Annotated in this window: 21 protein-coding genes; 9 read left to right on the top strand and 12 right to left on the bottom strand. The window is 68.3% G+C overall.

The genetic code is table 11. The features are described from left to right. Window positions 1-53: 53 nt before the first annotated feature. Window positions 54-1,118, bottom strand: a complete 1,065-nt coding sequence (locus FCF25_RS12790; protein ID WP_137048954.1) for a Gfo/Idh/MocA family protein — start codon at window positions 1,116-1,118, stop codon at window positions 54-56. A gap of 114 nt (window positions 1,119-1,232) precedes the next feature. Here FCF25_RS12790 and FCF25_RS12785 point away from each other — a divergent pair, with 114 nt between their 5' ends. Next, entirely contained in the window at window positions 1,233-2,222 is a 990-nt protein-coding gene (locus FCF25_RS12785; RefSeq protein ID WP_137048953.1) for an aldo/keto reductase, read from the top strand. A 58-nt stretch (window positions 2,223-2,280) separates the two neighbouring features. After that, window positions 2,281-3,297 carry an aldo/keto reductase gene (locus FCF25_RS12780; protein WP_117591570.1) on the top strand — a complete coding sequence of 339 codons (1,017 nt, stop codon included), beginning with the start codon at window positions 2,281-2,283 and terminating at the stop codon, window positions 3,295-3,297. 47 nt (window positions 3,298-3,344) lie between these two features. Here FCF25_RS12780 and FCF25_RS12775 read toward each other — a convergent pair whose 3' ends face one another. From FCF25_RS12775 to FCF25_RS12765, 3 genes are read right to left on the bottom strand one after another with little or no spacing between them, the layout of a single operon-like run. Continuing rightward, the gene (locus FCF25_RS12775) at window positions 3,345-3,587 is read right to left on the bottom strand and encodes a SelT/SelW/SelH family protein (protein ID WP_137048952.1); all 243 of its coding nucleotides are present in this window, start codon (window positions 3,585-3,587) and stop codon (window positions 3,345-3,347) included. 57 nt (window positions 3,588-3,644) lie between these two features. Next, window positions 3,645-4,301, bottom strand: a complete 657-nt coding sequence (locus FCF25_RS12770; RefSeq protein ID WP_117591575.1) for a hypothetical protein — start codon at window positions 4,299-4,301, stop codon at window positions 3,645-3,647. Window positions 4,302-4,313: 12 nt separating this feature from the next. Beyond that, window positions 4,314-5,714: a heme o synthase gene (locus FCF25_RS12765; protein ID WP_394338679.1), complete on the bottom strand. Its 1,401-nt coding sequence runs from the start codon at window positions 5,712-5,714 to the stop codon at window positions 4,314-4,316. Between the two features lie 204 nt (window positions 5,715-5,918). Here FCF25_RS12765 and coxB point away from each other — a divergent pair, with 204 nt between their 5' ends. Together coxB and FCF25_RS12755 are read left to right on the top strand one after the other, a co-directional pair. After that, complete coding sequence (gene coxB, locus FCF25_RS12760; protein ID WP_137048951.1) at window positions 5,919-6,746, top strand: cytochrome c oxidase subunit II; 828 nt, start codon at window positions 5,919-5,921, stop codon at window positions 6,744-6,746. Window positions 6,747-6,852: 106 nt separating this feature from the next. Continuing rightward, window positions 6,853-7,509 (top strand): bifunctional 4-hydroxy-2-oxoglutarate aldolase/2-dehydro-3-deoxy-phosphogluconate aldolase, encoded by a 657-nt coding sequence (locus tag FCF25_RS12755; RefSeq protein ID WP_137048950.1) that lies wholly within the window; start codon window positions 6,853-6,855, stop codon window positions 7,507-7,509. Window positions 7,510-7,531: 22 nt separating this feature from the next. Here FCF25_RS12755 and FCF25_RS12750 read toward each other — a convergent pair whose 3' ends face one another. After that, window positions 7,532-8,101 (bottom strand): hypothetical protein, encoded by a 570-nt coding sequence (locus tag FCF25_RS12750; RefSeq protein ID WP_137048949.1) that lies wholly within the window; start codon window positions 8,099-8,101, stop codon window positions 7,532-7,534. A 112-nt stretch (window positions 8,102-8,213) separates the two neighbouring features. Between FCF25_RS12750 and FCF25_RS12745 the strand changes: the two genes are divergently transcribed. Together FCF25_RS12745 and FCF25_RS12740 are read left to right on the top strand one after the other, a co-directional pair. After that, window positions 8,214-8,561, top strand: a complete 348-nt coding sequence (locus FCF25_RS12745; protein ID WP_137048948.1) for a VOC family protein — start codon at window positions 8,214-8,216, stop codon at window positions 8,559-8,561. Between the two features lie 89 nt (window positions 8,562-8,650). After that, the gene (locus FCF25_RS12740) at window positions 8,651-8,842 is read left to right on the top strand and encodes a hypothetical protein (protein WP_137048947.1); all 192 of its coding nucleotides are present in this window, start codon (window positions 8,651-8,653) and stop codon (window positions 8,840-8,842) included. Between the two features lie 47 nt (window positions 8,843-8,889). On the opposite strand, the gene FCF25_RS12735 is transcribed toward FCF25_RS12740, so the two are convergent. The 3 genes from FCF25_RS12735 to FCF25_RS12725 all read right to left on the bottom strand — a co-directional run bounded on the left by FCF25_RS12735 (window position 8,890) and on the right by FCF25_RS12725 (window position 11,920). Next, window positions 8,890-10,521 carry a PH domain-containing protein gene (locus tag FCF25_RS12735; protein ID WP_137048946.1) on the bottom strand — a complete coding sequence of 544 codons (1,632 nt, stop codon included), beginning with the start codon at window positions 10,519-10,521 and terminating at the stop codon, window positions 8,890-8,892. Continuing rightward, complete coding sequence (locus FCF25_RS12730) at window positions 10,518-10,979, bottom strand: PH domain-containing protein (protein ID WP_137048945.1); 462 nt, start codon at window positions 10,977-10,979, stop codon at window positions 10,518-10,520. The genes FCF25_RS12735 and FCF25_RS12730 overlap by 4 nt, the downstream gene beginning before the upstream one ends. Before the next feature lie 155 nt (window positions 10,980-11,134). Continuing rightward, a complete protein-coding gene (locus FCF25_RS12725) occupies window positions 11,135-11,920 on the bottom strand; it encodes a hypothetical protein (RefSeq protein WP_117591591.1) in 786 nt (261 codons plus the stop codon). A gap of 385 nt (window positions 11,921-12,305) precedes the next feature. Between FCF25_RS12725 and FCF25_RS12720 the strand changes: the two genes are divergently transcribed. Next, window positions 12,306-13,193: a DUF4349 domain-containing protein gene (locus FCF25_RS12720; RefSeq protein WP_137048944.1), complete on the top strand. Its 888-nt coding sequence runs from the start codon at window positions 12,306-12,308 to the stop codon at window positions 13,191-13,193. Window positions 13,194-13,247: 54 nt separating this feature from the next. Here FCF25_RS12720 and FCF25_RS12715 read toward each other — a convergent pair whose 3' ends face one another. Then, window positions 13,248-13,484, bottom strand: a complete 237-nt coding sequence (locus tag FCF25_RS12715) for a hypothetical protein (protein WP_137048943.1) — start codon at window positions 13,482-13,484, stop codon at window positions 13,248-13,250. A 49-nt stretch (window positions 13,485-13,533) separates the two neighbouring features. Further along, the gene (locus FCF25_RS12710; protein ID WP_137048942.1) at window positions 13,534-14,331 is read right to left on the bottom strand and encodes an inositol monophosphatase family protein; all 798 of its coding nucleotides are present in this window, start codon (window positions 14,329-14,331) and stop codon (window positions 13,534-13,536) included. Between the two features lie 241 nt (window positions 14,332-14,572). Here FCF25_RS12710 and FCF25_RS12705 point away from each other — a divergent pair, with 241 nt between their 5' ends. Then, window positions 14,573-16,711: a S9 family peptidase gene (locus FCF25_RS12705; protein ID WP_137048941.1), complete on the top strand. Its 2,139-nt coding sequence runs from the start codon at window positions 14,573-14,575 to the stop codon at window positions 16,709-16,711. A gap of 278 nt (window positions 16,712-16,989) precedes the next feature. Beyond that, window positions 16,990-18,306: an NADH:flavin oxidoreductase gene (locus tag FCF25_RS12700; protein ID WP_137048940.1), complete on the top strand. Its 1,317-nt coding sequence runs from the start codon at window positions 16,990-16,992 to the stop codon at window positions 18,304-18,306. 47 nt (window positions 18,307-18,353) lie between these two features. Here the strand turns inward: FCF25_RS12700 and FCF25_RS12695 are convergent, their stop codons facing one another. Beyond that, the gene (locus FCF25_RS12695; protein ID WP_117594045.1) at window positions 18,354-18,908 is read right to left on the bottom strand and encodes a DoxX family protein; all 555 of its coding nucleotides are present in this window, start codon (window positions 18,906-18,908) and stop codon (window positions 18,354-18,356) included. Window positions 18,909-19,077: 169 nt separating this feature from the next. Then, on the bottom strand, window positions 19,078-20,988 hold the full coding sequence (locus FCF25_RS12690; protein WP_137048939.1) for a DEAD/DEAH box helicase: 1,911 nt from the start codon (window positions 20,986-20,988) through the stop codon (window positions 19,078-19,080). Between the last annotated feature and the right edge of the window lie 35 nt (window positions 20,989-21,023).

The raw sequence follows: 21,023 nt of genomic DNA, 5'->3' as shown, positions 1-21,023 counted from the left end.
TCGTCACGCGACGCGGCGCTGGCGGCCCGTCGGACACGGCCCGGCGCGTCCGCTCAGTCGTCGTCTCCGGGGTCGACGGCCCCCGTCGCCTCGGTCGTAGCGGCGAGAGATGCGGCCTCGTCCTCGTCGAACGCGTCGATACCGACGGTTCGTTCGGTCTCGGCTGCTTCGTACGCCGCCTCCGTGAGCGCCGTCACGCGGACGGCGTCGCTCGCCGGGATGGCGAGTTCGGCGTCGCCGCGGACGGCGTCGACGAAGTTCTCCAGTTTCGCCTCGGTCAGTTCCTCGAACTGGGGTTCGTGGGCGTCCTCGACGTCGACCTCGCCGCCGGATTCGACGGTCAGCGTGTCGTCGGCGAGGCTGATTCGGCCCTCGGTCCCCCAGAAGTGCAGGCCCTCGCCGGGAGCGGGCGTGCTCCGGCCGGCCCCCGAAACGCCGACGCTCGCGGTCACTCGGTCGCCGTCGCGGTCGAGCGTCACCGCCAGCGCGCTGTTCACGTCGACGTCGTGACCGCGGTCGTCGACCGCGGCGGCGACGGAGACGGGGTCGGTTCGCGTCGTCCACAGCAGCGCGTCGAGCAGGTGCGACCCGGAGTCGTACAGCTGCCCGCCGCCCGACAGCGCGGGGTTGCCGCGCCACTGCTCCTCGGCGAACGATATCCACACCTGTTCGAGGAAGCAGGCGGCCATGTGGAGGTCGCCGATTGCGCCCTCGTCGACGAGGCGACGAATCTTCTGGAAGCGCCAGTCGACGTGTCGCTGGTAGCCGACCGCGAGGACGAGGCCGGCCTCGTCGGCTCGCTTCTGGAGGTCGCGGGCGTGGTCGAGGTCGGTCACCATCGGCTTCTCCAGGTGGACGTGGACGCCTCGGTCGAGACAGGCGCGAGCCTGCTCGTAGTGCAGCGTGTGGGGGGTGACGATACAGGCGGCGTCGGCGTCCTCGGCGTCGAGCAGCTCCTCGTACGACTCGTACGTCGGGACGTCGTGCTCCTCGGCGAACGCCTCGCGGGCGTCCGGGGAGACGTCCGCCCCGGCGACGAGGTCGACCCCGTCGAGGGCGGCGAGCGTTCGGAGTTCGAGGCGGCCGAGGTCACCGAGGCCGATTCCTACGACGTTCACGGCCGGTGGAGCGTGGGAGCGAGTATCAATCCGTCGGAGTCGGCGCGACTGAGCGAGTCGCTCGGGGGTTTCCGGTACTCACAGCCTTTTGACCGACGGGTCCGAGCGGTCGGTATGGAGTACCGACAACTCGGAGCGACGGGAACGCGCGTCTCGTCCATCTGTTACGGCACGTGGCGATTCGGCATGAAGAGCAACGGCGAGTACGAAACCGACCGCGGGGAGGCCCACGAACTACTCGACGCCTACGAGGCCGGTGGCGGGAATTTCATCGACACCGCGAACGTCTACGGCGACCCCAACGGGACGAGCGAAGACTGGATCGGCGACTGGTTGGCCGAGCGCGACCGTGAAGAGTTCGTGCTCGCCTCGAAAGTGTACTTCCCGTTCGACGAGGACAACCCGAACGGGCGAGGCCTGTCGCGGACGCACATCAGAAATCAAATCGAGGGCACCCTCGACCGGCTCGGCACCGACTATCTGGACCTCTACTACATCCACCGCTGGGACGAGAACACGCCTATCGAGGAGACGATGCGGACGCTCACCGGATTGGTCGAAGAGGGCAAGGTGAACTACCTCGGGGCGTCGACGATGGCGGCCTGGCAGTTGACGAAGGCGCTGTGGAAATCCGACGTCAACGACTACGCGCGCTTCGACGTGACGCAACCGATGTTCCACGCGGCGCAGACCGAGGTCGACGACTACCTCGACGTCTGCGCGGACCAGGACGTCGCGGTCTGTCCGTACTCGCCGCTGGCCGGGGGATTCCTCACCGGCAAGTACGAGCGCGACGACGACGGCAACGCCGTCGGCCCCGACGGGTCGCGCGCGAACCTCGTCGACTACTTCCAGGACGCCTACGTCTCCGAGCACGGCTGGGAGGTGCTCGACGCGATTCGAGAGGTGGCCGACGAAGTCGACGCGACGCCCGCGCAGGTCGCGCTCCGCTGGCTCGTCGACCAGCGCGAGTTCGCCTGCATCCCCATCGTCGGCGCGCGCACCGTCGACCAGATGGAGGAGAACCTCGGCGCGGTGGACGTGAGCCTCTCCGACGACCAGTACGACCGCATCGCCGACGCGCGCACCGGCGACTCGGAGTAGTCTCCGAACCCGTTACCGCCGACTCTACACTTTTCGTTTTCGCCTCCGAAGGCTCCGTATGGAGTACCGACAGCTCGGAGCGACGGGGACGCGCGTCTCCGCGCTCTGTTACGGCACGTGGCGATTCGGACGCAAGACCGACGGAACGAACGAGACCGAGCGCAGCGAGGCGCACGACCTGCTCGACGCGTTTGCGGAGCGCGGCGGGAACTTCATCGACACCGCGAACGTCTACGGCGACCCCAACGGGACGAGCGAGGAGTGGATCGGCGACTGGCTGGCCGAGCGCGACCGCGAGGACTACGTTCTCACCTCGAAGGTGTACTTTCCCTTCGACGAGGACAACCCGAACGGGCGGGGCCTGTCGCGCACCCACATCCGAAACCAGATAGAGGGGACGCTCGACAGGTTGGGCACCGATTATCTGGACCTCTACTACATCCACCGCTGGGACGAGGACACTCCCGTCGAGGAGACGCTCCAGACCTTGAACGGCTTGGTCGAGGACGGCCGCGTCAACTATCTCGGCGCGTCGACGATGGCGGCGTGGCAGTTGACGAAGGCGCTGTGGAAGTCCGACGTCAACGACTACGCGCGCTTCGACGTGACGCAACCGCTGTTTCACGCGGGCTACTACGAGGACGTGAAGGAGTATCTCGACGTCTGCGCCGACCAGGACCTCGCGGTCTGTCCGTACTCGCCGCTGGCTGGGGGATTCCTCACCGGGAAGTACGAACGCGCCGACGAGGACGACCCGCAGGCCGTCAGGGGACCGGACGGCTCTCGGGCGAACATCGACGAGCGCTTCGGTGACTACTACGTCTCCGAACGCGGCTGGAAGGTGCTCGACGCGATTCGGGAGGTCGCCGACGAAGTCGACGCCTCGCCCGCGCAGGTCGCGCTGCGGTGGCTGATGCAGATAGAGCAGTTCACCTGTATCCCCATCGTCGGCGCGCGCACCGAGGAGCAGTTAGAAGAGAACCTCGGCGCGGTCGACGTGAGTCTCACCCGGGAGCAACACGACCGGATACGAGACGCCCGATACGACGAGAGCGGGAACCTCTGGGGCCACTGAGTCGGGCGCTCGCCCGACGGAGTCCCCGTACGACCGCACCGGCCGCCTCAGGCCTCGCCGAGGCGGTTCCGGACGCCCTCGGCGATGGCGTCGACGTCGTACTCGTCGCCCTCGTCCTTGTCGAACACGACCTCGTCGTCGGCGGTGACGCGGAGGACGCCGTGGTCGCCGGTGACGAGCGCCACCGAGTCGAGTTCCCGTCCGAACTCCTCCAGCAACTGGTGTTGAATCTGTTCGGCCCGGTCGAGGTAGCCGCACGGGACGCAGTACTCGATTTCGACGGCTGTCATGTGTACACGTTCGCCAGCTATCGTGTTAAATCTCCGGCGGGCGGGAGCCGTCTCCGGCTATCGGCCGAACGGTCGCCAGTACAGCAGCGCGACGGTGACGACGAACACGACCGTCGAGAGGTCGTACGACAGCGCCGTCGTCGACGCGGCCAGCGCCGACCCGCTCCCCAACACGGCCGTCGCCAGCGAGGCGAGAATCGGCCACGAACAGGAGACGCAGGAGAGGAGACCCAAGATGCCCGAGACGGCCGCGCCCGCGGCGTCGATAACCGTCGCGTAGACGAGGTACGTCAGCGCGACGTAGCCGACGACGCGCCCGGGCATCAGAATCACGTTGAGCGTCTCGCCGCCGTAGATGAGCGCCGGTCCCCATCCCGGCGGGAGCCAGCCGATGCGGAGGCCCGCGCCGCCGTGGGGTGCGGCGAGCGTCACGAGTCCGCCGGCGACGGCCAGCGCCGCGAAGTAGGCGGCGGCGACGACGGCCGCGCGGCGCTTCGTCCGGGTCGACGCGGGCGCGACGGACGTCTTCGCCACCGCGAGGACACCCACGTTTAGCCAGAGCAACCCGTACACCGTGTACCGAGCGGGAATCAGCGTTCCGGGCGTCAACAGCCCGTACGCGAGGAGCGCGGCGAGTTCGACGTTGAACAGGACGCCGGCGTAGAGGAGCGTGTCGTGCGAGGGTCGGGGAAGTGAGCGGGCGAGAGTACTCATGGGTCAGTCGGGTTAGACCGCCAGCGCGTCGACGACGACCGCCAAGAGCAGCGCGCCGAGGTAGGCGTTCGAGGCGTGGAACGCCCGGAACGCCGCCGACTCCGACTGCTCGTAGTGGAGGCGGACGACCATCCAGAGGAACACGCCGCCGAAGACGACGCCGGTGAGGACGTAGAGCCACCCGAGCGTCTCGGCCGCCGCGAGCGCCGCCGCGGCGACGAGCGTCGCGCCGAGGTACCAGAGGATGTGTTTTCGGGTGACCGTCTCGCCGCGGACGACGGGCATCATCGGGAAGCCGCCGCGCTCGTAGTCGTCCTTGTACGCCAGCGCGAGGTTGTAGAAGTGCGCGGGCGTCCACAGGAAGATGACGCCGGCGAGGACGAGGCCGCCGAGGCCGACCTCGCCGGTGGCGGCGACCCACCCGATGAGCGCGGGGAGCGCGCCGGCCGCGCCGCCGATGACGGTGTTCTGCACCGTGTTCGGTTTGAGTACGAGCGTGTAGACGACGCTGTAGAAGAGGATGGCCGCGAGGCCGAGCGCCGCCGCCAGCAGGTTCACCGACGCGAACAGCGCCAGCGAGACGAGCGAGAGGAGAACGCCCCACGCGACGGCGTTGCGGACGGGGACGAGGTCGGTCACGAGCGGTCGGTCGCTGGTGCGGTTCATCCGGCGGTCGATGTCGCGTTCGAGCACGTGGTTGAACGTGCCCGACGCGCCGATAGAGAGGGCGCCGCCGCCGAGCGTCGCGGCGACGGTCGTCGGATTGAGTCCGGGGCCGCCGGCGAGCGCCATCGCGGCGCCGGCGACCAGACAGAGGAGCCACATCAGCCGCGGCTTCATCAGCCGGAAGTAGGCGTTCGCCGTCGCCTTCGCCCGGGCGAGCGTCGACGACGGAATCTCGGGATGTCGCTCCTCGGCGGGCGGGAGGTCCCGCTCGGGCATCCGGTCGGGTCGGTCGTCGGGGTCGCCGGTCTCGGTTTCGAGCGCCCACGCGAGCGCGGCGACCAGTCCGCCGAAGATGGTCATACCGACGACGAGGTGGACGGCCGACAGCGTGGCCGTCGTCCCGTTCGTCGCGACGAACGCGCCGATAACCGCTTGGGCGGGGTACAGGAGCAGCGAGAGTCCGAGCGCCGCTTTGATGCGGGTCGACTCGCCGCGTCGCCACGCGAGGACGCCGGTGGCGGCGACGAGGACGCCGACGACGAGCGCCACGGCCCGGTGGCCGAGCGCGACGTAGCCCATCGCCGACGACGGCAGCGAGAGGCCGTCGCCGCAGGCTGGCCACGCCGCACACGCCGTCGCCGCGTCGGTGAGCGTCGTCGTCGCGCCGACGGCGAGGAGGAGATAGACGCCCATCGCGGTGGCGGCGAGGAGTGCCGGAAACCGGTCGGGAGTGTCTGTCGATTCCACTAGTAGGTCACTGACGGAAGTTAGGAAGCCCGGTACTTAGTCACCGCGCTTTGCGGGGCCTCGACGGCGGGTCAGCGGCGTGCAACCCCCCGAGGTTCGTGGTTCGAACGTCGAACCCGGAAATCTGTCCTTCGAGGGACGTCCCGTCGGGCGAACGGGGAGTCAGCAGGTATTTACGTCGGCTTTCCCAACTCCGCAGTAGCAATGAAGCGTACGCGCATCGCACTCGTCTCGCTGTTCTCCGCAGTGGCGCTGGCGCTCGTCGCCGTCCCGGCGGCGGCTCAGCCGTCGGCGACTGCGGAGCTCATCAACGAGCTCAACGGGAAACTGCTGTATCTGGGGATTCCGATCACGCTTCTGGTCGAAGTCATCCTCATCTACACAGTCATCAAGTTCCGCAACAACGACGACCCGCAACCGACCAAAGAGAACCGGCGGCTCGAGATCACGTGGACCGTCGCGACGGCCATCATCCTGCTGTTCGTCGGCGTCGCCTCCTACGGCGTGCTCGCGAACCCCAACGTCACGTACGCCGAAGAGCCCGGCGCACAGGCGCCCGGCGAGGGCGACAGCGTCCTCGTCCACGCCGAGGCGTACCAGTGGGGCTGGGAGTTCACCTACCCCGAAGAGAACGTCACCGTAGACGGAAGCGAGGCCAGCCCCGTCGTCATCCCGGCCGAGCAAGACATCTACTTCGAGGTCACTTCGCGCGACGTGATACACGCGTTCCACGTCCCGGAGATGGGACTGAAGATAGACGCGTTCCCCGGGCAGAACCAGACCATCAAGACGGTGGCCCACTACCAGGAGAACGAGAATAACGTCTACCAGGGCTACTGCGCCGAGTTCTGCGGCGTCGCCCACTCACAGATGTACTTCCAGGTGAAAGTCGTCCCGCAGGACGAATACGAGCAGTGGCTGCAGGAGCAGTCCTCCGGTAGCGACTCGGGTGGCTCCGGCAACGACTCCGGCAACGCCTCGAACGCCTCCGCAGTCGGCGCCCAAGCGGAACTGACCGCCGCCGAGCACTGAACACGAACGACCCCCGTTCTCTATCTTTCCGCCGCCGAGCGTCGGCGCCCGCAAACCGCGACGCAGTGCCGGCCTTTATTACTCGCGTCGGCGCAGTAGCGCACGAATGAGTTCCAGCGACCGACACCGAAATCTCGAACGCATCGTCGACAGCGGCGTCGTCGCGGTCATGCGCGGCGCGGACGCCGACTCGCTCATCCAGACGGCCGAAGCGCTCGAACGCGGCGGCGTCTCGGCCATCGAAATCACCGCCGACAACCCCGGCGCGATGGAGATGATCCGAGACGTCTCGGGCGCGTTCGGCGACGAGGTCATCGTGGGCGCGGGCACCGTTCTCGACGCCGAGACGGCGCGAAGCACCCTGCTCGCGGGCGCGGAGTTCGTCGTCGGCCCGAACTTCGAACCGGACGTCGTCGAGACGTGCAACCGCTACAACGCCGTCGTCGCGCCGGGCGTCATGACGCCCACCGAGGCGGTTCGGGCGATGGAGGCCGGCTCCGACTTCGTGAAGGTGTTCCCGGCGTCGACGCTCGGCCCCGGCCACCTCAAGAGCATGAAGGGGCCGCTCGGTCAGATTCCGATGATGCCGACCGGCGGCGTCGACGTCGACAACGCCGCCGACTTCGTCGACGCGGGCGCGATGGTCGTCGGCGCGGGGTCGGCGCTCGTCGACGGCGACGCCGTCGCCGAGGGCGATTTCGAGGCCATCACCGAGCAGGCGCGCCGCTTCAGCGACGTCGTCGACGAGGCGCGCGACTCGTAATCGACGCGAGAGAGGAGAACGATCAGCCGAGCGCCCACTCGACGCGGGTCGTCCGCTCGCCGTACACCTCGTCGCGCTCGGTGACGACGACGACGGCGGGCAGTTCGTCTTCGAAGTCGAACACCGCGTCGTAGCCGTCGACGGTCAGGCGTTCGGGGACCGACTGCGGGTTCGAGTCGTTCGCCGACCAGTTCGCCGAGAACGAGCCGTTTTCTTCGTCCGTGTCGCCGGTGACGACGGTGTCGTCCGACGCCGTCGCGGTGCCGGCACAGCCGTCGATGCTGTCGTCGCGTTCGGCGGCGACGACCATCTCGAACGTCCCTCCCTCGGCGTCGTACGTCGCCGACGCCAGCGCGGCGCGAAGACAGGCGCCCGAGCCGACGACGAGCGCGCCGGTCACGCGGATTCGGCTCCGCTGTGGCTCGAACGTCACCGACGGTCGTTCCGCGGCGTGTTCGTCGTCGTCGGGTGAGCGACGCTCGAACTCGCGGGTCTCGACCGGACCGCCAGTCGACCGGAGGCCGAGCGCGCCGACGCCGAACAGCGCTGCCGTTCCCGCTGCCGCACCGGCGAGGAGCCCGCGACGGTTCATATCCCCAGTCCCCGGGCTGCACACAAGTACTTTCCGCCAGAGAGGAGTGTTTGTTTCTCCGACTTCTTCGGGGAGACGGCACGATTATCTCCTCGGACCGAGAGCGTGGAGTATGTCCGGAATCGTCTTCTTCCGCACCGAGCGACACGACAGCGTCGTCGAGTTCTACACCGAGACGGTCGGCGCGGAGGTGTGGCTCGAACAACCGGACTGCACGGTGTTGAAGCACGGCAACATGCTGTTCGGCTTCTGCGACCGCGACGCGACCGACGACTGCGGCATCCTCACGTTCGTTTACGACTCGCGCGCAGAGGTCGACGAGATGCACGCTACCGTCGGCGACGCCGCCCGCGAGGAACCACACGAGAACGAGAGATACGACATCTACCAGTTTTTCGCCGACGACCCCGACGGGCGGACCGTCGAGTTCCAGGCGTTTCTGCACCCCGTCGACCTGTGAGTCGACGAGTTCCGACGCGAACGGTCGTGCGAGGGGAGAGCGAAGACGAACCGGCAGAACAAACGTCGCGCGGGTTTCGTTCCCCCCACATGGACGACAGTTCGGTTCGCCGTGGACTCGTCGGCAGCGTAGGTGGCGGAGTCGACGGCGAGGGTGGCGGAGTCGGCGGCGGTCTGGTGATGTACGTCGTCGGAGCGGGAGCCGGGTTGCGCAGCGCCGCGCTGTACGCCGTCGTGTTCGCGGTCACCTTCGCGTCACTCGAACTCGTCCTCGGCGACTGAGTCCGTCTCGACCCGCTGCGACGACGAGTCCGCAGTTCGTCTTCGCGTCAAGTCGTACTGGGGGTGTCGTCGTTCGGCGACTCGCTTTCGTCAGCGTCCGTCGAGTCGTCAGAGTACGCCGAATCGTCGGATACCGCCTCGCTGTTCTCGCGGTTCTCGCTGGTCCCGGCCGTCTCGCTCTCGCTCCCGTCGTCGTCGCTCTGGTCTTCGGCTGCCTCGCGTCGTCGCGCCGCGAGCGCCGCCTGCAACCGCGTTTCCAGCGCCGAGCGGAGCCGCTTCGCCTCCGCTCTGTCGATGTCGACGGCGGCAGCGTCGCGGGCCGAGAGCGAGCGCGACCCCGCAGTGTCGGCAGTGATTGTGGCGACCCGCCAGCGGCGCTGGAAGACGGTCCGCGTGTCGATGACGGTCTGTACGCGGTGGTAGGGGACGATCCGCGTCTGGCGGTTCCAGAAGCCGTTCCGCGTCACGACGTGGCGTTCGTCCAGCCAGTAGCCGCGGTGTTTCCACTTGTAGTGCGCGGCGACCGGAATCAGGGGGAGAACGACGGCGGGGACGAACCACGGGTAGTCGCCGCCGAGCGCGTAGTTCACGCCGTACAGCGCCGCGAGAAGGACGCCGAGTGCGATGAGATACCGGCCGACGTAGCGCCGGCGGATGCGTTTCGGGGGTCGTCGAAAGTCGAACTCGCCGAACTCGTCGATGTCCCGAGCCAGTGCGAGAACTCGGTCCACGCGCGCCAGCGGCACCGCGGCCTCCGACCCGTAGCTGCCGCCCTGTCCCGGCGCGTAGCCGGCCGTCTCGATGGCGAGGGTGGCGTAGCCGAACCGTCGCTTCAGGGGGTTGTCCTCGACGGTGAGCGTCTGCACCTTGTCGAACGGAATCGACCCGTCGTAGCGCTGGACGAGGCCGCGTTCGTACCGGAGTTCGTCGCTCGTCCGCGAGAGCCGAAACCCGTAGTAGTTCAGAACCGCGACGACGACGCCGACGAGCCACGAGAACAGCAGGATACCGACGGCCAGAAGGACGCCGCCGACGGCGAGCACGGTCAGCTCCGAGAGCGACGGGACCAGCGAGGAGAGAATCGGGACCGAACTGGAGGCGAGGAAGGCGACGACACCGGGTACCCGGAGGTCGAACGAGAGCAGGCCGACGAGCGCCAGTTCGCGGTCCGAGAGCGCGAACAGGAGGTCGGTCTCGTCGGTCGCCGACCCGTCGGCGTCCTCGGCCTCGCCTCGCTTTCGGCGGCCGATATCCCGCTGGAGGCGCTTCGCCTCCGCGAAACTGACGTACCGTATCGCCGCCTCCGTCTCGCTGCCGCCCGCGGTCTCGAAGTCGACGGCCGCGATGTCGAGAAACCGCTGGAAGACGTTCCGGCGGATGTCGACGTTCTGAATCCGGGCGAGCGGAATCTCGCGGGTCCGGCGGGAGAACACCCCCGACCGGATGTCGAACGTGTCGGCGGTGAGGTCGTACTCGTAGCGTCGGTAGTACGCCACCTCGTACCCGACGAGCGCGAAGCCGAGGGCCAAGAGCAGGCCGAGCGCGACGAGGAGGCCGCCCGCGCCGAACGCCTCCAGCAGCCCCGTCGCCCCCGTGAACAGGAGGATGAGAAGCGAGAACAGGAGACTCCCCGCCTTCTGGGCGACGCGGTACGGTATCGACAGCGGCGAGAGCTTCATACCGCGTCGTCACCCTCGGCGCGGATGGCCAGTCGCTTGATACGCTCTTGGAGGTCGTCCGAGCCAGACGCCGAGAGACCGGGGATGGTGACGTCCGCGCCGCGCGACCCGGCGGTGTAGACGACCGTCGTCGCCAGTCCGGCGAGGCGTTCGACGGGCGACCGCGAGGAGTCGACGTGCTGGATGCGGACGAACGGGACGACCGTTCGGACGCGAGTGAACACGCCGCGCTCCAGATACAGCGAGTCGTCGCGGACCTCGTAGCGCCAGTAGCGGTACCGGAGGAGGGCGACGGTGACTCCGAAGAACAGCACGGCGAGAAAGACGGCGACCGGAAGCCAGAGCCCCTGCTCGAGGACGAATCGGTCAAGCACGGCGGCGAGCGCGCCGACGACGGTGGCGGCGACGACCGCCCGCAGCGACCACAGCAGTCGCACGCGGGGGTGGAGTCGCATCATCGACGACGCACCCCGTCCCCTCGGAGGTGCGGTTCGCTCTTCGCTCGCTCGACCTCGTCGTCCCGTCGTCGTCTCGCCGACGCTGCCGTCGGCCGGAAGCCGCTCATCGCCGGTCGTTTCGAGGGAGCGAGTATAAATCCCGGTACCCGTCGGGGTCAGGCCGTCGCGGCCAGCCGTCGCTCGACGCGGCGGCGGGCGCGTCGAACCGCGTCGACGAGCGTCGTCACCGCCGACAACGCCGGGTACGTGTACGGCCGGTCGTGATAGAGAAACGTGGGGAGGTCGACGTCGGTGACGCCGAGTCGCTGGCGATGGCTCCGGATCTTCGACTGGCGCTCGGCGTGGAGCGACCCCGCCCGTCGTTCGAGCGCCGAAACGCGTTCTCTGAGGTCGTGGAGGTCGTCGAACGACCGCTCGGGGAGCGGGCGGTCGTCGAGCGAGCGGAGTCGTTCGACGACGGCGTCGATACCGTCGAGTACCGTCCCCAGCGACTCGGCCTCCTCGTCGAGCAAGGCGACGAACGACTCGCGGTCGGCCGCCGCCTCCTTCGCCGCCTCCGCGACGACGCGCTGCAGTTCCGGCGTCAGTCCGTCCGTCGAGACGAGCGCGCCGCCGACGCCGGTGCCGAACTCCTCGACGATGCTTCGTCCCACGGTGTCGCCGTACTCGCTCTCGTAGTGCGGCACGGCCATCACCGTCCGTTGATAGGCGTTCAGGACGCGCCGCGTCGCGTTCGGTCCGCCCTCGCCGACGCCGCTACCTCTGACGGTCGCCGGAACCGTGCGGCCGGCGCTCGCCGGCTGTATCTGCGCCAGTCGGTCGCCGAACGCGCGAAACGCCTCGCGCTCGTCGACGGTCCGACGACGCTCTTTGCGAACGATCTGGCGGGCGTCTCGAACCGTGTGCCCGACGGCGTCGAGCGTCGGGGCCCGCTCGGTCATCGCCCGACGTCCTCTGTGTGGGTGCCGAACGCCATCCGCCGGTCGGGCCGCGACCGCCCGGTCCGCGCCGACAGTTCGATACGCACGCCCCCGTCAGAAGAAGGATATTCGCCGCTCACGCGCTCTCGTCTCATCGCCCTCACGGACGCCTGCCACCGAGATAAAAATATCGGCCACCGGTCGAATTGAAATAATTACCGCTCTATAGACCTATACATCCTTCTGTGCTAACATGTAACGGTGTTTCGAGGGGGTCGCAGTCCACCGCCCGAAACGTCTGCTACGGCCCGCCGCCTCCGCGTCCGACCGCGAGAGGAGGGCGGTAGGTCAAACACCTGTTTGTCCCTTGGGAAGTTTCTTTAAATGCTGCCCGTATCTGTTCGCCATGCGTATCAGTTCCCGAACGATTGCGACGCTGGCGGTCGCACTCCTGTTGGTGACGGCGGGGTGTTCGGCCAGCAGCGGCGGTGACGCCGGCGGCCAGAGCACCGACCTCGTCACGTCGGCCGGCGGCGGCGACGGCGGGTCGGCGAACGACGCGGCCGCCGAAGGCGAGACGGCGAACGCCGACAGCGACGCCCAGTTCGCCCAGCGGCGCGAGCTAATCCGCACCGGCGAACTCCGGATGGAGGTCGACGAGTTCGAGACGGCCCGCGACAACCTCACCGCGGCCGTCGAAGCCCGCGGCGGGTACGTCAGCGACACGAGCGTCTCGAACCGCGGCGAGGGTAACGAGACGTGGTCCGAGGGCCGTATCGTCCTCCGCGTCCCGCAGGAGAACTACTCCTCGATGGTCGACGCCGCCAGAACCGAGGGGACCGTCGAGTTCGAGGAGACGACGACCGAGGACGTGACCGACCAGGTCGTCGACCTCGAAGCGCGGTTGGAGAACCTCCGGGCCGAGCGCGACCGCCTCCGCGAACTCTACCAGCAGGCCAACGAGACCCAGGACGTGCTGGCCGTCCAGCGCGAACTCTCGGACGTCCAGACGGAGATAGAGCGCCTCGAAGGGAGACTCCAGTCGCTCGAACAGCGGGTCGCGTACTCCACGCTCACGGTCTACCTCGAAGAGCCGCGGCCCGAGGGCCTCTACGACCGCGCCGCGTGGTACGACACCGGCGTACTGGCGGCGTTTCTCGAATCCGTCAGCGGCGTCGGCGTCACGCTCCGCGCACTCGTGGTCGGCATCGCCTACGCCACCCCGTATCTACTCGTGTTCGGCTTGCCGCTCGTCGGCGCAGCAGTGCTCCTGTACCGACGCGTCCGCGGCTGAGCAGCCGTCGACCGGTTCCCGTCCCCTCCGTTTTCGCCTTCTCGGTTCGCGTCGCTACTCGAGTTCCGTGCCGTCCCGCGGACAGTACTCGTAGGCCTCGTCGTCCGTTCGAAAACCGCAGGTCTGACACCGCCGGGTCGCTCCCGCGGCCGTCGCGCCGCGGAACAGAAACGGGACGAACGGCAGAAACAGGAAGAAGACGAGACTGTCGAAGTACCACCACAGCAGTGCGCTGACGAGGAGGCTGCCGGCGAGTCCGAGAAGCGCCGTCAGCGTCCGTGACCGAACCATGCGCCGACGATACGCGCTCGGCGGACAAAAGGCGGACGACCCAGCCCCGTCACTCCAGTTTCGGTCGTACCGCCGGCGGGAGCGCCCCGACGAGCGCTTCGAGCGTCTCCTGGTCGCCCGCCGCGACGTACGTGCGCTCGGATTCGACCGACTCGACGCCCGCCTCGGCCGCCAGCAGCGAGCCCGCGTACTGTTCGTACACGTCCGGGTGGAACGAGACGAGCCCCTCGATTCGGCCCGTCGCCAACAGGCCCCAGTCGACGCAGGGCGACCACGTCTCCAGCACCCGCTTGCAGACACCGTCAAGCGCGTCGATTATCTCCTCGCCCCGTTCACGTAACGCAGCGTCCCGAACTGCCGGGAGGCCGAGGACGAACGAGACGGTGCCGTGTTCGAGCGGCAGGTCGCTCCCGCCGCCGAGTCGAATCGGTTCGCCGTTCACCGTCGCGCCGCGGCCCCGGCGGGCGAGATACAGCGACTCGGGGAGCGGTTCGTAGATGGCCGAGACGACGGGTTCTCCGTCGTCGACGACGGCGACGGCGGAGGCGAACATCGGCAGTCCGGCGGCGAAGTTGTTCGTCCCGTCCAACGGGTCGACGACCCACTCGTAGCGGCCCGACCCGGAGCGTCCGGCCTCCTCGGTGTGGAGGGCGTGGTCGGGGAACGATTCGCGAATCACGGAGACGACCCGCGCTTCGGCGGCGCGGTCGGCGGCCGCCTTCACGTCGTCGGTGCCGAACTCGCCGTCGACGGTGCCGTTTCGGAACTCGTCGCGGAGAAACTCCCCGCCGGCGCGCACCGCCTGCTCGGCCACCGCGGCCAGGTCGTCGGCGTCGACTGCTTCCATGGTCGCCGATGCGGGGCGAACGGTATGAGCGGTTCGGAGTGATTCGGCCGTCGAACCGGCCGGCGGGACGGACGGGTGGCCCGCCGGACGCACGTACAAGTAGATTGAGGCATAGATAGATATCCAGATAGCTATCTGGATATCTATCCAGAAATCTATATCGAAACTCACCCGAGACACCCGTCGCACGCGACGTGCCGATTGGCCAACGTATTTCGGGGACCCCGGAGAGATACGACCGATGAGCGAGCCCATCCCACTCGAATCCTTCTACGACTTCACTCAGATTTCGACGGCGTTCGACGTCTCGCCGGACGGCGAGCGACTCGCCTTCGTCACCGCCGAGTCCGACCAAGCGGAGGAGAAACGACTCACCTCGCTTTTCGTCGTCCCGACCGACGGGAGCCGAGCGCCGCACCGACTGACCCGCGTCCCCGGCGGCAGTCAGCCGAAGTGGGGTCCCGACGGCCGGCGACTCGCCTTCGTCGCCGCGCGCGAGGAAGACACCGAGCGACGCGTCGGCTGGCAGGAACGCGACGAGGACGAGGAAGACGGGGAGACGGAGAGCGACGCCGACGACAACGGCAGCAACGGTAACAACGGCGACAACGGTGACGAACCCAAATCCCAAGTGTGGCTGTTCGACCTCTCGCTCGGCGGCGACGCCCGACAGGTGACCGAGTTCGACGAGGGCGTCCGCGAGTTCGACTGGTCGCCCGACGGCGACCGCCTCGTCGTCTCCGCGCGCGACCCCACCGAGGAGGAACGGGAGTACCTCGAACGCCGCCGCGACGGCGGCCCGGTCGAGACCGAGCGCCTCCAGCACAAAGCCGACGGCGTCGGGTATCTGGACTCGGTGACGACGTACCTGTTCGTCGTCGACGCGGAGTCCGGCGACAGCGAGCGACTCGACGACGCCTACGGCGGCGGCGCGTTCGAGCCCCTGACGGGGATGAACCCCGCGTGGGGGCCGAGCGGCCGAATCGCGTTCACCTCCTGCCGCCTCGACAACCCCGACGACACGATGGTTCGGGACGTGTACGCCGTCGACCCCGACGGCGGGAATCTCGAACGGTGGACCGACTCGGATCTCGCTGTCAACTCGCCGACATGGTCGCCCGACGGCGACTCGCTCGCCTTCGTCGGCAGCGACCCCAAGAACTGGTACGTTCCCACGCAGCTGTTCGTCCACGACGGCGACGAGTACGAGTCGCTCACCACCGAGCTCGACCGGACGTTGGCCCGCGGTGCGAGTCCGCAGTGGGCCGGCGACGAGACGCTGTACGTCCTCGTCGGCGACGAGGGCAAGACGCGACCGGTTCGCGTCGGCACCGACGGAACCGTCGAGCGCGTCTTCGAGACGCAGGGAGACGACCGCGCGGTGAAAGGATTCGACGTCGGCGGCGACGCCGCGGGGTTCCTGCTCTCGCACCCGAGTGATGGACAGGACCTGTTCGCGCTCGACGTGGCCGACCTCGGCGCGGAGTACGAGACCGAACCGGCGTCGTTCACCCGCCTCTCGCGGGTCAACGGCGCGTTCACCGAGGAGTACGAGATGCCGCAGGTTCGGCGGGTGACGTACGACTCGGATGTGTCCGAGCGACGCTCGGACGCTCGGGAGACGGAGTCTCCCGGTGGGTGGGAGATAGAGGGAATCGTCTACGCGCCACCCGAGTTCGACTTCGAGAATCCCGAGGAACACCCCTTAGTCGTCGCCATCCACGGCGGCCCCATCTCCTACGACGAACCCGAGTTCCGCTTCACACACGCGGCGTTCACCTCCCGCGGGTACGTCGTGTTCCGGCCCAACTACCGCGGCGGCTCCTCCTACGGCCGGCAGTTCGCCGAGACGCTCCGCGGGCGTTGGGGCACCGTCGAGGTAGAGGACATCGCCGCCGGCATCGAGGAGATGGTCGACCGCGGCTACGCCGACCCCGAGCGCGTCTTCGGCCACGGCTTCTCCTACGGCGGCATCGCGCAGGGCTTCCTCGTCACGCAGACCGATCTGCTCACGGCCGCCGCACCCGAGCACGGCCTCTACGACCTCCGCTCGGCCTACGGCACCGACGACAGCCACATCTGGACCGAGACGGAGTACGGCGTCCCGTGGGAGGCCGGCGAGTCGCTCGACGCCTCCTCCAGCATCCTCGACGTCGGCGAGCTCTCGACCCCGCTTCTCGTGATGGCGGGCGAGGAGGACTGGCGCTGTCCGCCGTCGCAGTCCGAGCAGTTGTACGTCAGCGCGAAGAAGCAGGGCGTCGACGCGAAGTTCGTCCTCTACCCGGGCGAGCACCACAACGTCGGCGACCCCGACCGCGCGATTCACCGGATTTCGGAGATTCTCGACTGGTACGAGCGGCACGACCCGGCGTCGGAGTGACTCGGCGAGTGACTCACTGACGGCTACGCTCGGGGTACCGCTTCCCGGCGTTCTTTCTCGCCGCCGGTCTCCTCGTCTATCGGGCGTGGGGGTAGTCGACCACTGACGACAGTTCTGCGACAGAAACCAAAGACCGCGATACGAAATCCCGAGTCGCCCGAGGCGACGGAGCAGTGTCGCCTCGGACGAGCGACCGACGGTCTGAAGCATCGCCGAGCAGGCGGACGGCGCTCACCGTCGACCACAGCGTTTTGCCGCCTCCCGAGGAACGGTGAGTCATGCCGCGGCTGGAAGACCCGCTCGACATCGGCGGCCTCACCCTCCCCAACCGCCTCTATCGAGCGCCGCTCCTGGAGTGCGCCGGCAACGAGGACGACGCCGTCGAGACACTCGTTTCTGACCTCGAACCCGCCGCCGCGTCGGGGGCGGGGCTGGTGTGTCAGGGCGCGACCATCGTCCGCGGCGAGGGCGGCTGCGCCGCCCCGGGGATGACGCGCGTCCACGACCCCGATTTCGTGGCCGAACTCTCGGAACTCACCGACGCCGTTCACGCCCACGGGAGTACCATCGCCATCCAACTGGAACACGGCGGCCTGCGGAGCATGGAGACGTGGCACGCGGGCTACCGCGCCGCCAACCCCGGACTGCAACAACTGGCCGTCTCGCGGCCGCCGTGGCCGCTTCGGTTGCTCGACGCACTCGGCTTTCTCAGCTACGATGCGCGCGTGCTCTCGACCGACGACGTGTACGAGTTGGCGGCTGACTTCGGCCGGTCGGCGGCGTACGCCGTCGACGCCGGCTACGATGCCATCCACCTCGCCGGGGCGAACATGGGCATCGTCCAGCAGTTCCTCTCGCCGTTCTACAACCGCCGGAGCGACGAGTTCGAGGACGGCGTGCGCTTTCTCGAACTCGTTCACGACGAGATCCGCGAGAGGGCGGGCGACGTGCCCCTCATGACGAAAGTACCCGCGGAGACGGAAGCGCCGCCGTTCGTCCGTAATCGGCTCTCCGCGGTCGACGCCGTCCGAATCTGCGAGCGACTGGACGAGATGGGCTACGACGCGCTCGTTCCGGTGAACGCCTCGGTGTTCTGGGATATGAGTATCGTCCGCGGCGAGTTTCCGACGCGAGCGTGGCGCGACGAAAGATACCGAGAGGGATACGCCGAGGCGTTCGGCGGTCGGACGCGAGCGGCGCTCGTCGAACTCGGCAACTGGGTGGAGTCGCTCGCGTACGACTTCGAACCGGCGTGGAACGCCGAACTCTGTCGCGCGGTACGAGAGCGAGTGGACGTGCCGGTACTCGCCGAGGGCGGGATTCGAGAGCGGGGACAGATGGACCGACTGCTGGGCCGCGACTGCGACGCGGTGGGGATGGCGCGGCCGTTCTACGCCGAACCCGAGTTACCCGCGCGGTTGCTCGACGGCGCGACGAGAGAGACTCGCGTCGTCTGCGAGAGCTGCAACAACTGCGCGGTGCCGCAAGCGACCGGCGAACCGGGGATCTGTCGAACGCCGCCGGTTCTCCGGCGAGTAGGCGGGTTACGGAAATCGGGCGCGTACGAGCGAAACGACCCGTCGCGGCCGGAGTAACGAGAGGAGAGCGGGAACGTCGGCGCTGGGTTCGTCCAGCGGTCCGCTCAGCCGAGGACGTAGTCGAGCTTCGGGTACTTCTCGATGAGCGGTTGCCCGTCGACCTCGTACTGCTCGATGTAGGCGTCGAGGCCGAGGATGCGGCCAGCGCCGAACGCTGCGACGGCGAGGAACACGAGCGCGTAGGCGAAATCGCCGTTGATGACGCCGTGTTCGATGCTCCAGTTCCCGAAGTAGAACATGAGCATCATGAGCGCGCCGAAGAACGCCGCGAGGCGGGTCATCACCCCGAAGATGAGTCCGAGGCCGATGAGGAGTTCGCCCCACGGGACGGCGACGTTGACGAAGTCGACGAACCACGGCGTGCTGCCCATCCACGCGAACAGCCCCGCCAGCGGGTTGCCGTTCGTCGCGGCCACGTTCGTCAGGTAGCCGCCCGCGTCGAAGGGGACGACGAGTTTCTCGACGCCCGCCCACGCGAACGCGACACCCATCATGAGGCGGAGCGCGAGGACGAACCAGGCGCTGAGGCTGTGGGCTTCACCGGTCACGGTGTAGCCGCCGATACTGCTCTGGAACGTGTTTTGGGTCGTTTGGGTCATCGTCTTCACCTTACAGTTGTACCAACAACCGGAGTTTGCATATAACCGGCATCTCGTTCCCACCACCTGGGAATCGTGCAGGATGGTGGCTCGAAGCAGTCGGGCCGAACACCGACCTCGACGACGGCGAAACGAGTTCCGAATCTCCGGGAGCGTGAACTCACCCGCCCTACAGACGCGCCCGCACCGACGAGAGTTCGGGCATCGAGACGCCGACGACGTTCGAGAGCGCGTCCGCGCCGCCCAGCAACCACTCGGCGCGTTCGATTCGCGATTCGAGGTCGCCGGGACCGATCCGGTAGGCGTCGACGATGTCGCGGGCGGGCACGTCCTCGGCCCAGTCGTGGAGGATGCGCGCCGTCTTCACCGCCTCCAGCCACCGCTCGAAGTTCTCGGTCTCGCCCATCTTCGTCGTGAACTCGGCGGCGTGTTTCGTCGCGTACTGGTACATCGCCGCCCGCTCGCGGTTGCCGAGGTACGTCCCGTGCATGTCGGGCGTGTCGCAGACGATTTCCAACGCCGTCAGCTCCGTCGTCGTCTCCATCCCGGCGGCGGTGCGAAGCCCCGAGACGATTCGCGCGCCGGTCTCCGGCGAGAGGTACTGCCGCGACACCTGTGCGCCGAGCTCCGTCGCTGCGAGCGTCTCTTCGTCCGCGATCATCTCCATCGCCACGAGATCCGAGATGACCGCGTCGACGACGCCCGAGAGGTCCATGTCGGGCGTCTGGTGCGCGTAAAACGTCGCGCCGAGGAGGTCGAGGATGCTCTCGCGCGAGTCGGCGAACTCGCTTGCGACGACCGACAGCACGTGCGTCCGCAGCGCCTCGCGGTCGGCGAGCTTCGACTCCACCGCTTCGGGCTCCGCCTCCACGTACCGCGTCCGCAACTCGTCGCGGGTGTTCTCGTCGCCGACGAGGACGGCCTCGCCGTAGGGGTCGAGATGCGGGCGGCCCGCCCGCCCGCACATCTGGTGAACTTCGAGCACCGGTAGCCACGCCATCTCCGAACCCGTGTACCGCTTCTGGTCGCGGATGACCACGCGCCGCGCGGGGACGTTCACCCCGGCGGCGAGCGTCGGCGTCGCGCAGATGACCGATATCTCGCGGCTCCGAAAGCCGTTCTCGACGGCGACGCGGTGGTCGCTCCGCAGGCCCGCGTGGTGGAACGCGACCCCCGAGTCGAGCGCGTCGGCGAGCCGCTCGCCCGTCTCCGTCGCGCCCGCGTCGAGCACGGCGTCGGCGACGCCGGAGGCCGACCCCAATCCGTCCTGCGCGAGTCGCCGCGCGAGCGACTCGGCTTCGCGGCGCGACCGGACGAACGCGAGCGCCTGCCCGCCGTCGTCGACGGCGCCGGCGACCAAGGCCGCGGTCGCTTCGGTGTCGGCGTCGGCGCTCGGCGGCAGTTCCCCCGCGTCGCAGTCGACGGTGAGGTTCGTTCCGTCGTCGAATCTCGCCTCCTCCTCGCAGTAGACGCCGGTTCTGAGGTCGATGGGCCGCCACCGGTTCCGGACGAGTTCGGCGTCCAGCCAGTCGGCGATGTCCTCGGGGTTGTCGACGGTGGCCGACAGCGCGACGATCTGCAGGCCCGGAGCGCGGCGCTGGAGCGTCGCCAGCGTCACTTCCAGCGTCGGGCCCCGGCCCTCCGCGCCCAACAGATGGACCTCGTCGACGACGACGCAGGCGAGTCGTTCGACCCACGACGCGCCGTTTCGAATCGCCGAATCGACTTTCTCGCTCGTGGCGACGACGACGTCGTAGTCGGCGAGCTCCTCGCCGGGCGAGTCGAAGTCGCCGGTGGAGATGCCCGCCTCGACTCCCGGAAGTTCGGCGAACGCCTCGTACTTCTCGCGGGCCAGCGCCCGCAGCGGGACGACGTAGAGGCCGGGACCGTCGGCGGTGAGCATCGCCAGTTCGGCGATGAACGTCTTTCCTGACGCAGTCGGAATCGCGGCGACGACGCCGCCGCCGTCGCAGACGCCCGCCTCCACCGCGGCCGCCTGCGGCGGGTAGAGTTCGTCGATACCCTGCGCTTCGTAGTGGGCGACCAACTCGTCGGATAGCGGCAGGTCCCGGACTCGCATTGTCACTCTCTGTCTCCGGCTTCGGGTAAAAAGGT

The sequence above is a fragment of the Haloprofundus sp. MHR1 genome (genome assembly GCF_005155585.1).
In the GTDB taxonomy this organism is placed as follows: Archaea; Halobacteriota; Halobacteria; order Halobacteriales; family Haloferacaceae; genus Haloprofundus; species Haloprofundus halophilus.
The sequence above is the reverse complement of the archived record's forward strand: the minus strand, read 5'-3'. Positions and strand labels throughout refer to the sequence as shown.

Bases quoted from the DNA above. Each gene is read 5' to 3' on its own strand.
- FCF25_RS12785 (WP_137048953.1), top strand. From the start codon at position 1,233: ATGGAGTACCGACAACTCGGAGCGACGGGAACGCGCGTCTCGTCCATC.
- FCF25_RS12780 (WP_117591570.1), top strand. From the start codon at position 2,281: ATGGAGTACCGACAGCTCGGAGCGACGGGGACGCGCGTCTCCGCGCTC.
- FCF25_RS12775 (WP_137048952.1), bottom strand. From the start codon at position 3,587: ATGACAGCCGTCGAAATCGAGTACTGCGTCCCGTGCGGCTACCTCGAC.
- FCF25_RS12770 (WP_117591575.1), bottom strand. From the start codon at position 4,301: ATGAGTACTCTCGCCCGCTCACTTCCCCGACCCTCGCACGACACGCTC.
- coxB (WP_137048951.1), top strand. From the start codon at position 5,919: ATGAAGCGTACGCGCATCGCACTCGTCTCGCTGTTCTCCGCAGTGGCG.
- FCF25_RS12755 (WP_137048950.1), top strand. From the start codon at position 6,853: ATGAGTTCCAGCGACCGACACCGAAATCTCGAACGCATCGTCGACAGC.
- FCF25_RS12750 (WP_137048949.1), bottom strand. From the start codon at position 8,101: ATGAACCGTCGCGGGCTCCTCGCCGGTGCGGCAGCGGGAACGGCAGCG.
- FCF25_RS12745 (WP_137048948.1), top strand. From the start codon at position 8,214: ATGTCCGGAATCGTCTTCTTCCGCACCGAGCGACACGACAGCGTCGTC.
- FCF25_RS12740 (WP_137048947.1), top strand. From the start codon at position 8,651: ATGGACGACAGTTCGGTTCGCCGTGGACTCGTCGGCAGCGTAGGTGGC.
- FCF25_RS12735 (WP_137048946.1), bottom strand. From the start codon at position 10,521: ATGAAGCTCTCGCCGCTGTCGATACCGTACCGCGTCGCCCAGAAGGCG.
- FCF25_RS12730 (WP_137048945.1), bottom strand. From the start codon at position 10,979: ATGATGCGACTCCACCCCCGCGTGCGACTGCTGTGGTCGCTGCGGGCG.
- FCF25_RS12725 (WP_117591591.1), bottom strand. From the start codon at position 11,920: ATGACCGAGCGGGCCCCGACGCTCGACGCCGTCGGGCACACGGTTCGA.
- FCF25_RS12720 (WP_137048944.1), top strand. From the start codon at position 12,306: ATGCGTATCAGTTCCCGAACGATTGCGACGCTGGCGGTCGCACTCCTG.
- FCF25_RS12715 (WP_137048943.1), bottom strand. From the start codon at position 13,484: ATGGTTCGGTCACGGACGCTGACGGCGCTTCTCGGACTCGCCGGCAGC.
- FCF25_RS12710 (WP_137048942.1), bottom strand. From the start codon at position 14,331: ATGGAAGCAGTCGACGCCGACGACCTGGCCGCGGTGGCCGAGCAGGCG.
- FCF25_RS12705 (WP_137048941.1), top strand. From the start codon at position 14,573: ATGAGCGAGCCCATCCCACTCGAATCCTTCTACGACTTCACTCAGATT.
- FCF25_RS12700 (WP_137048940.1), top strand. From the start codon at position 16,990: ATGCCGCGGCTGGAAGACCCGCTCGACATCGGCGGCCTCACCCTCCCC.
- FCF25_RS12695 (WP_117594045.1), bottom strand. From the start codon at position 18,908: ATGACCCAAACGACCCAAAACACGTTCCAGAGCAGTATCGGCGGCTAC.
- FCF25_RS12690 (WP_137048939.1), bottom strand. From the start codon at position 20,988: ATGCGAGTCCGGGACCTGCCGCTATCCGACGAGTTGGTCGCCCACTAC.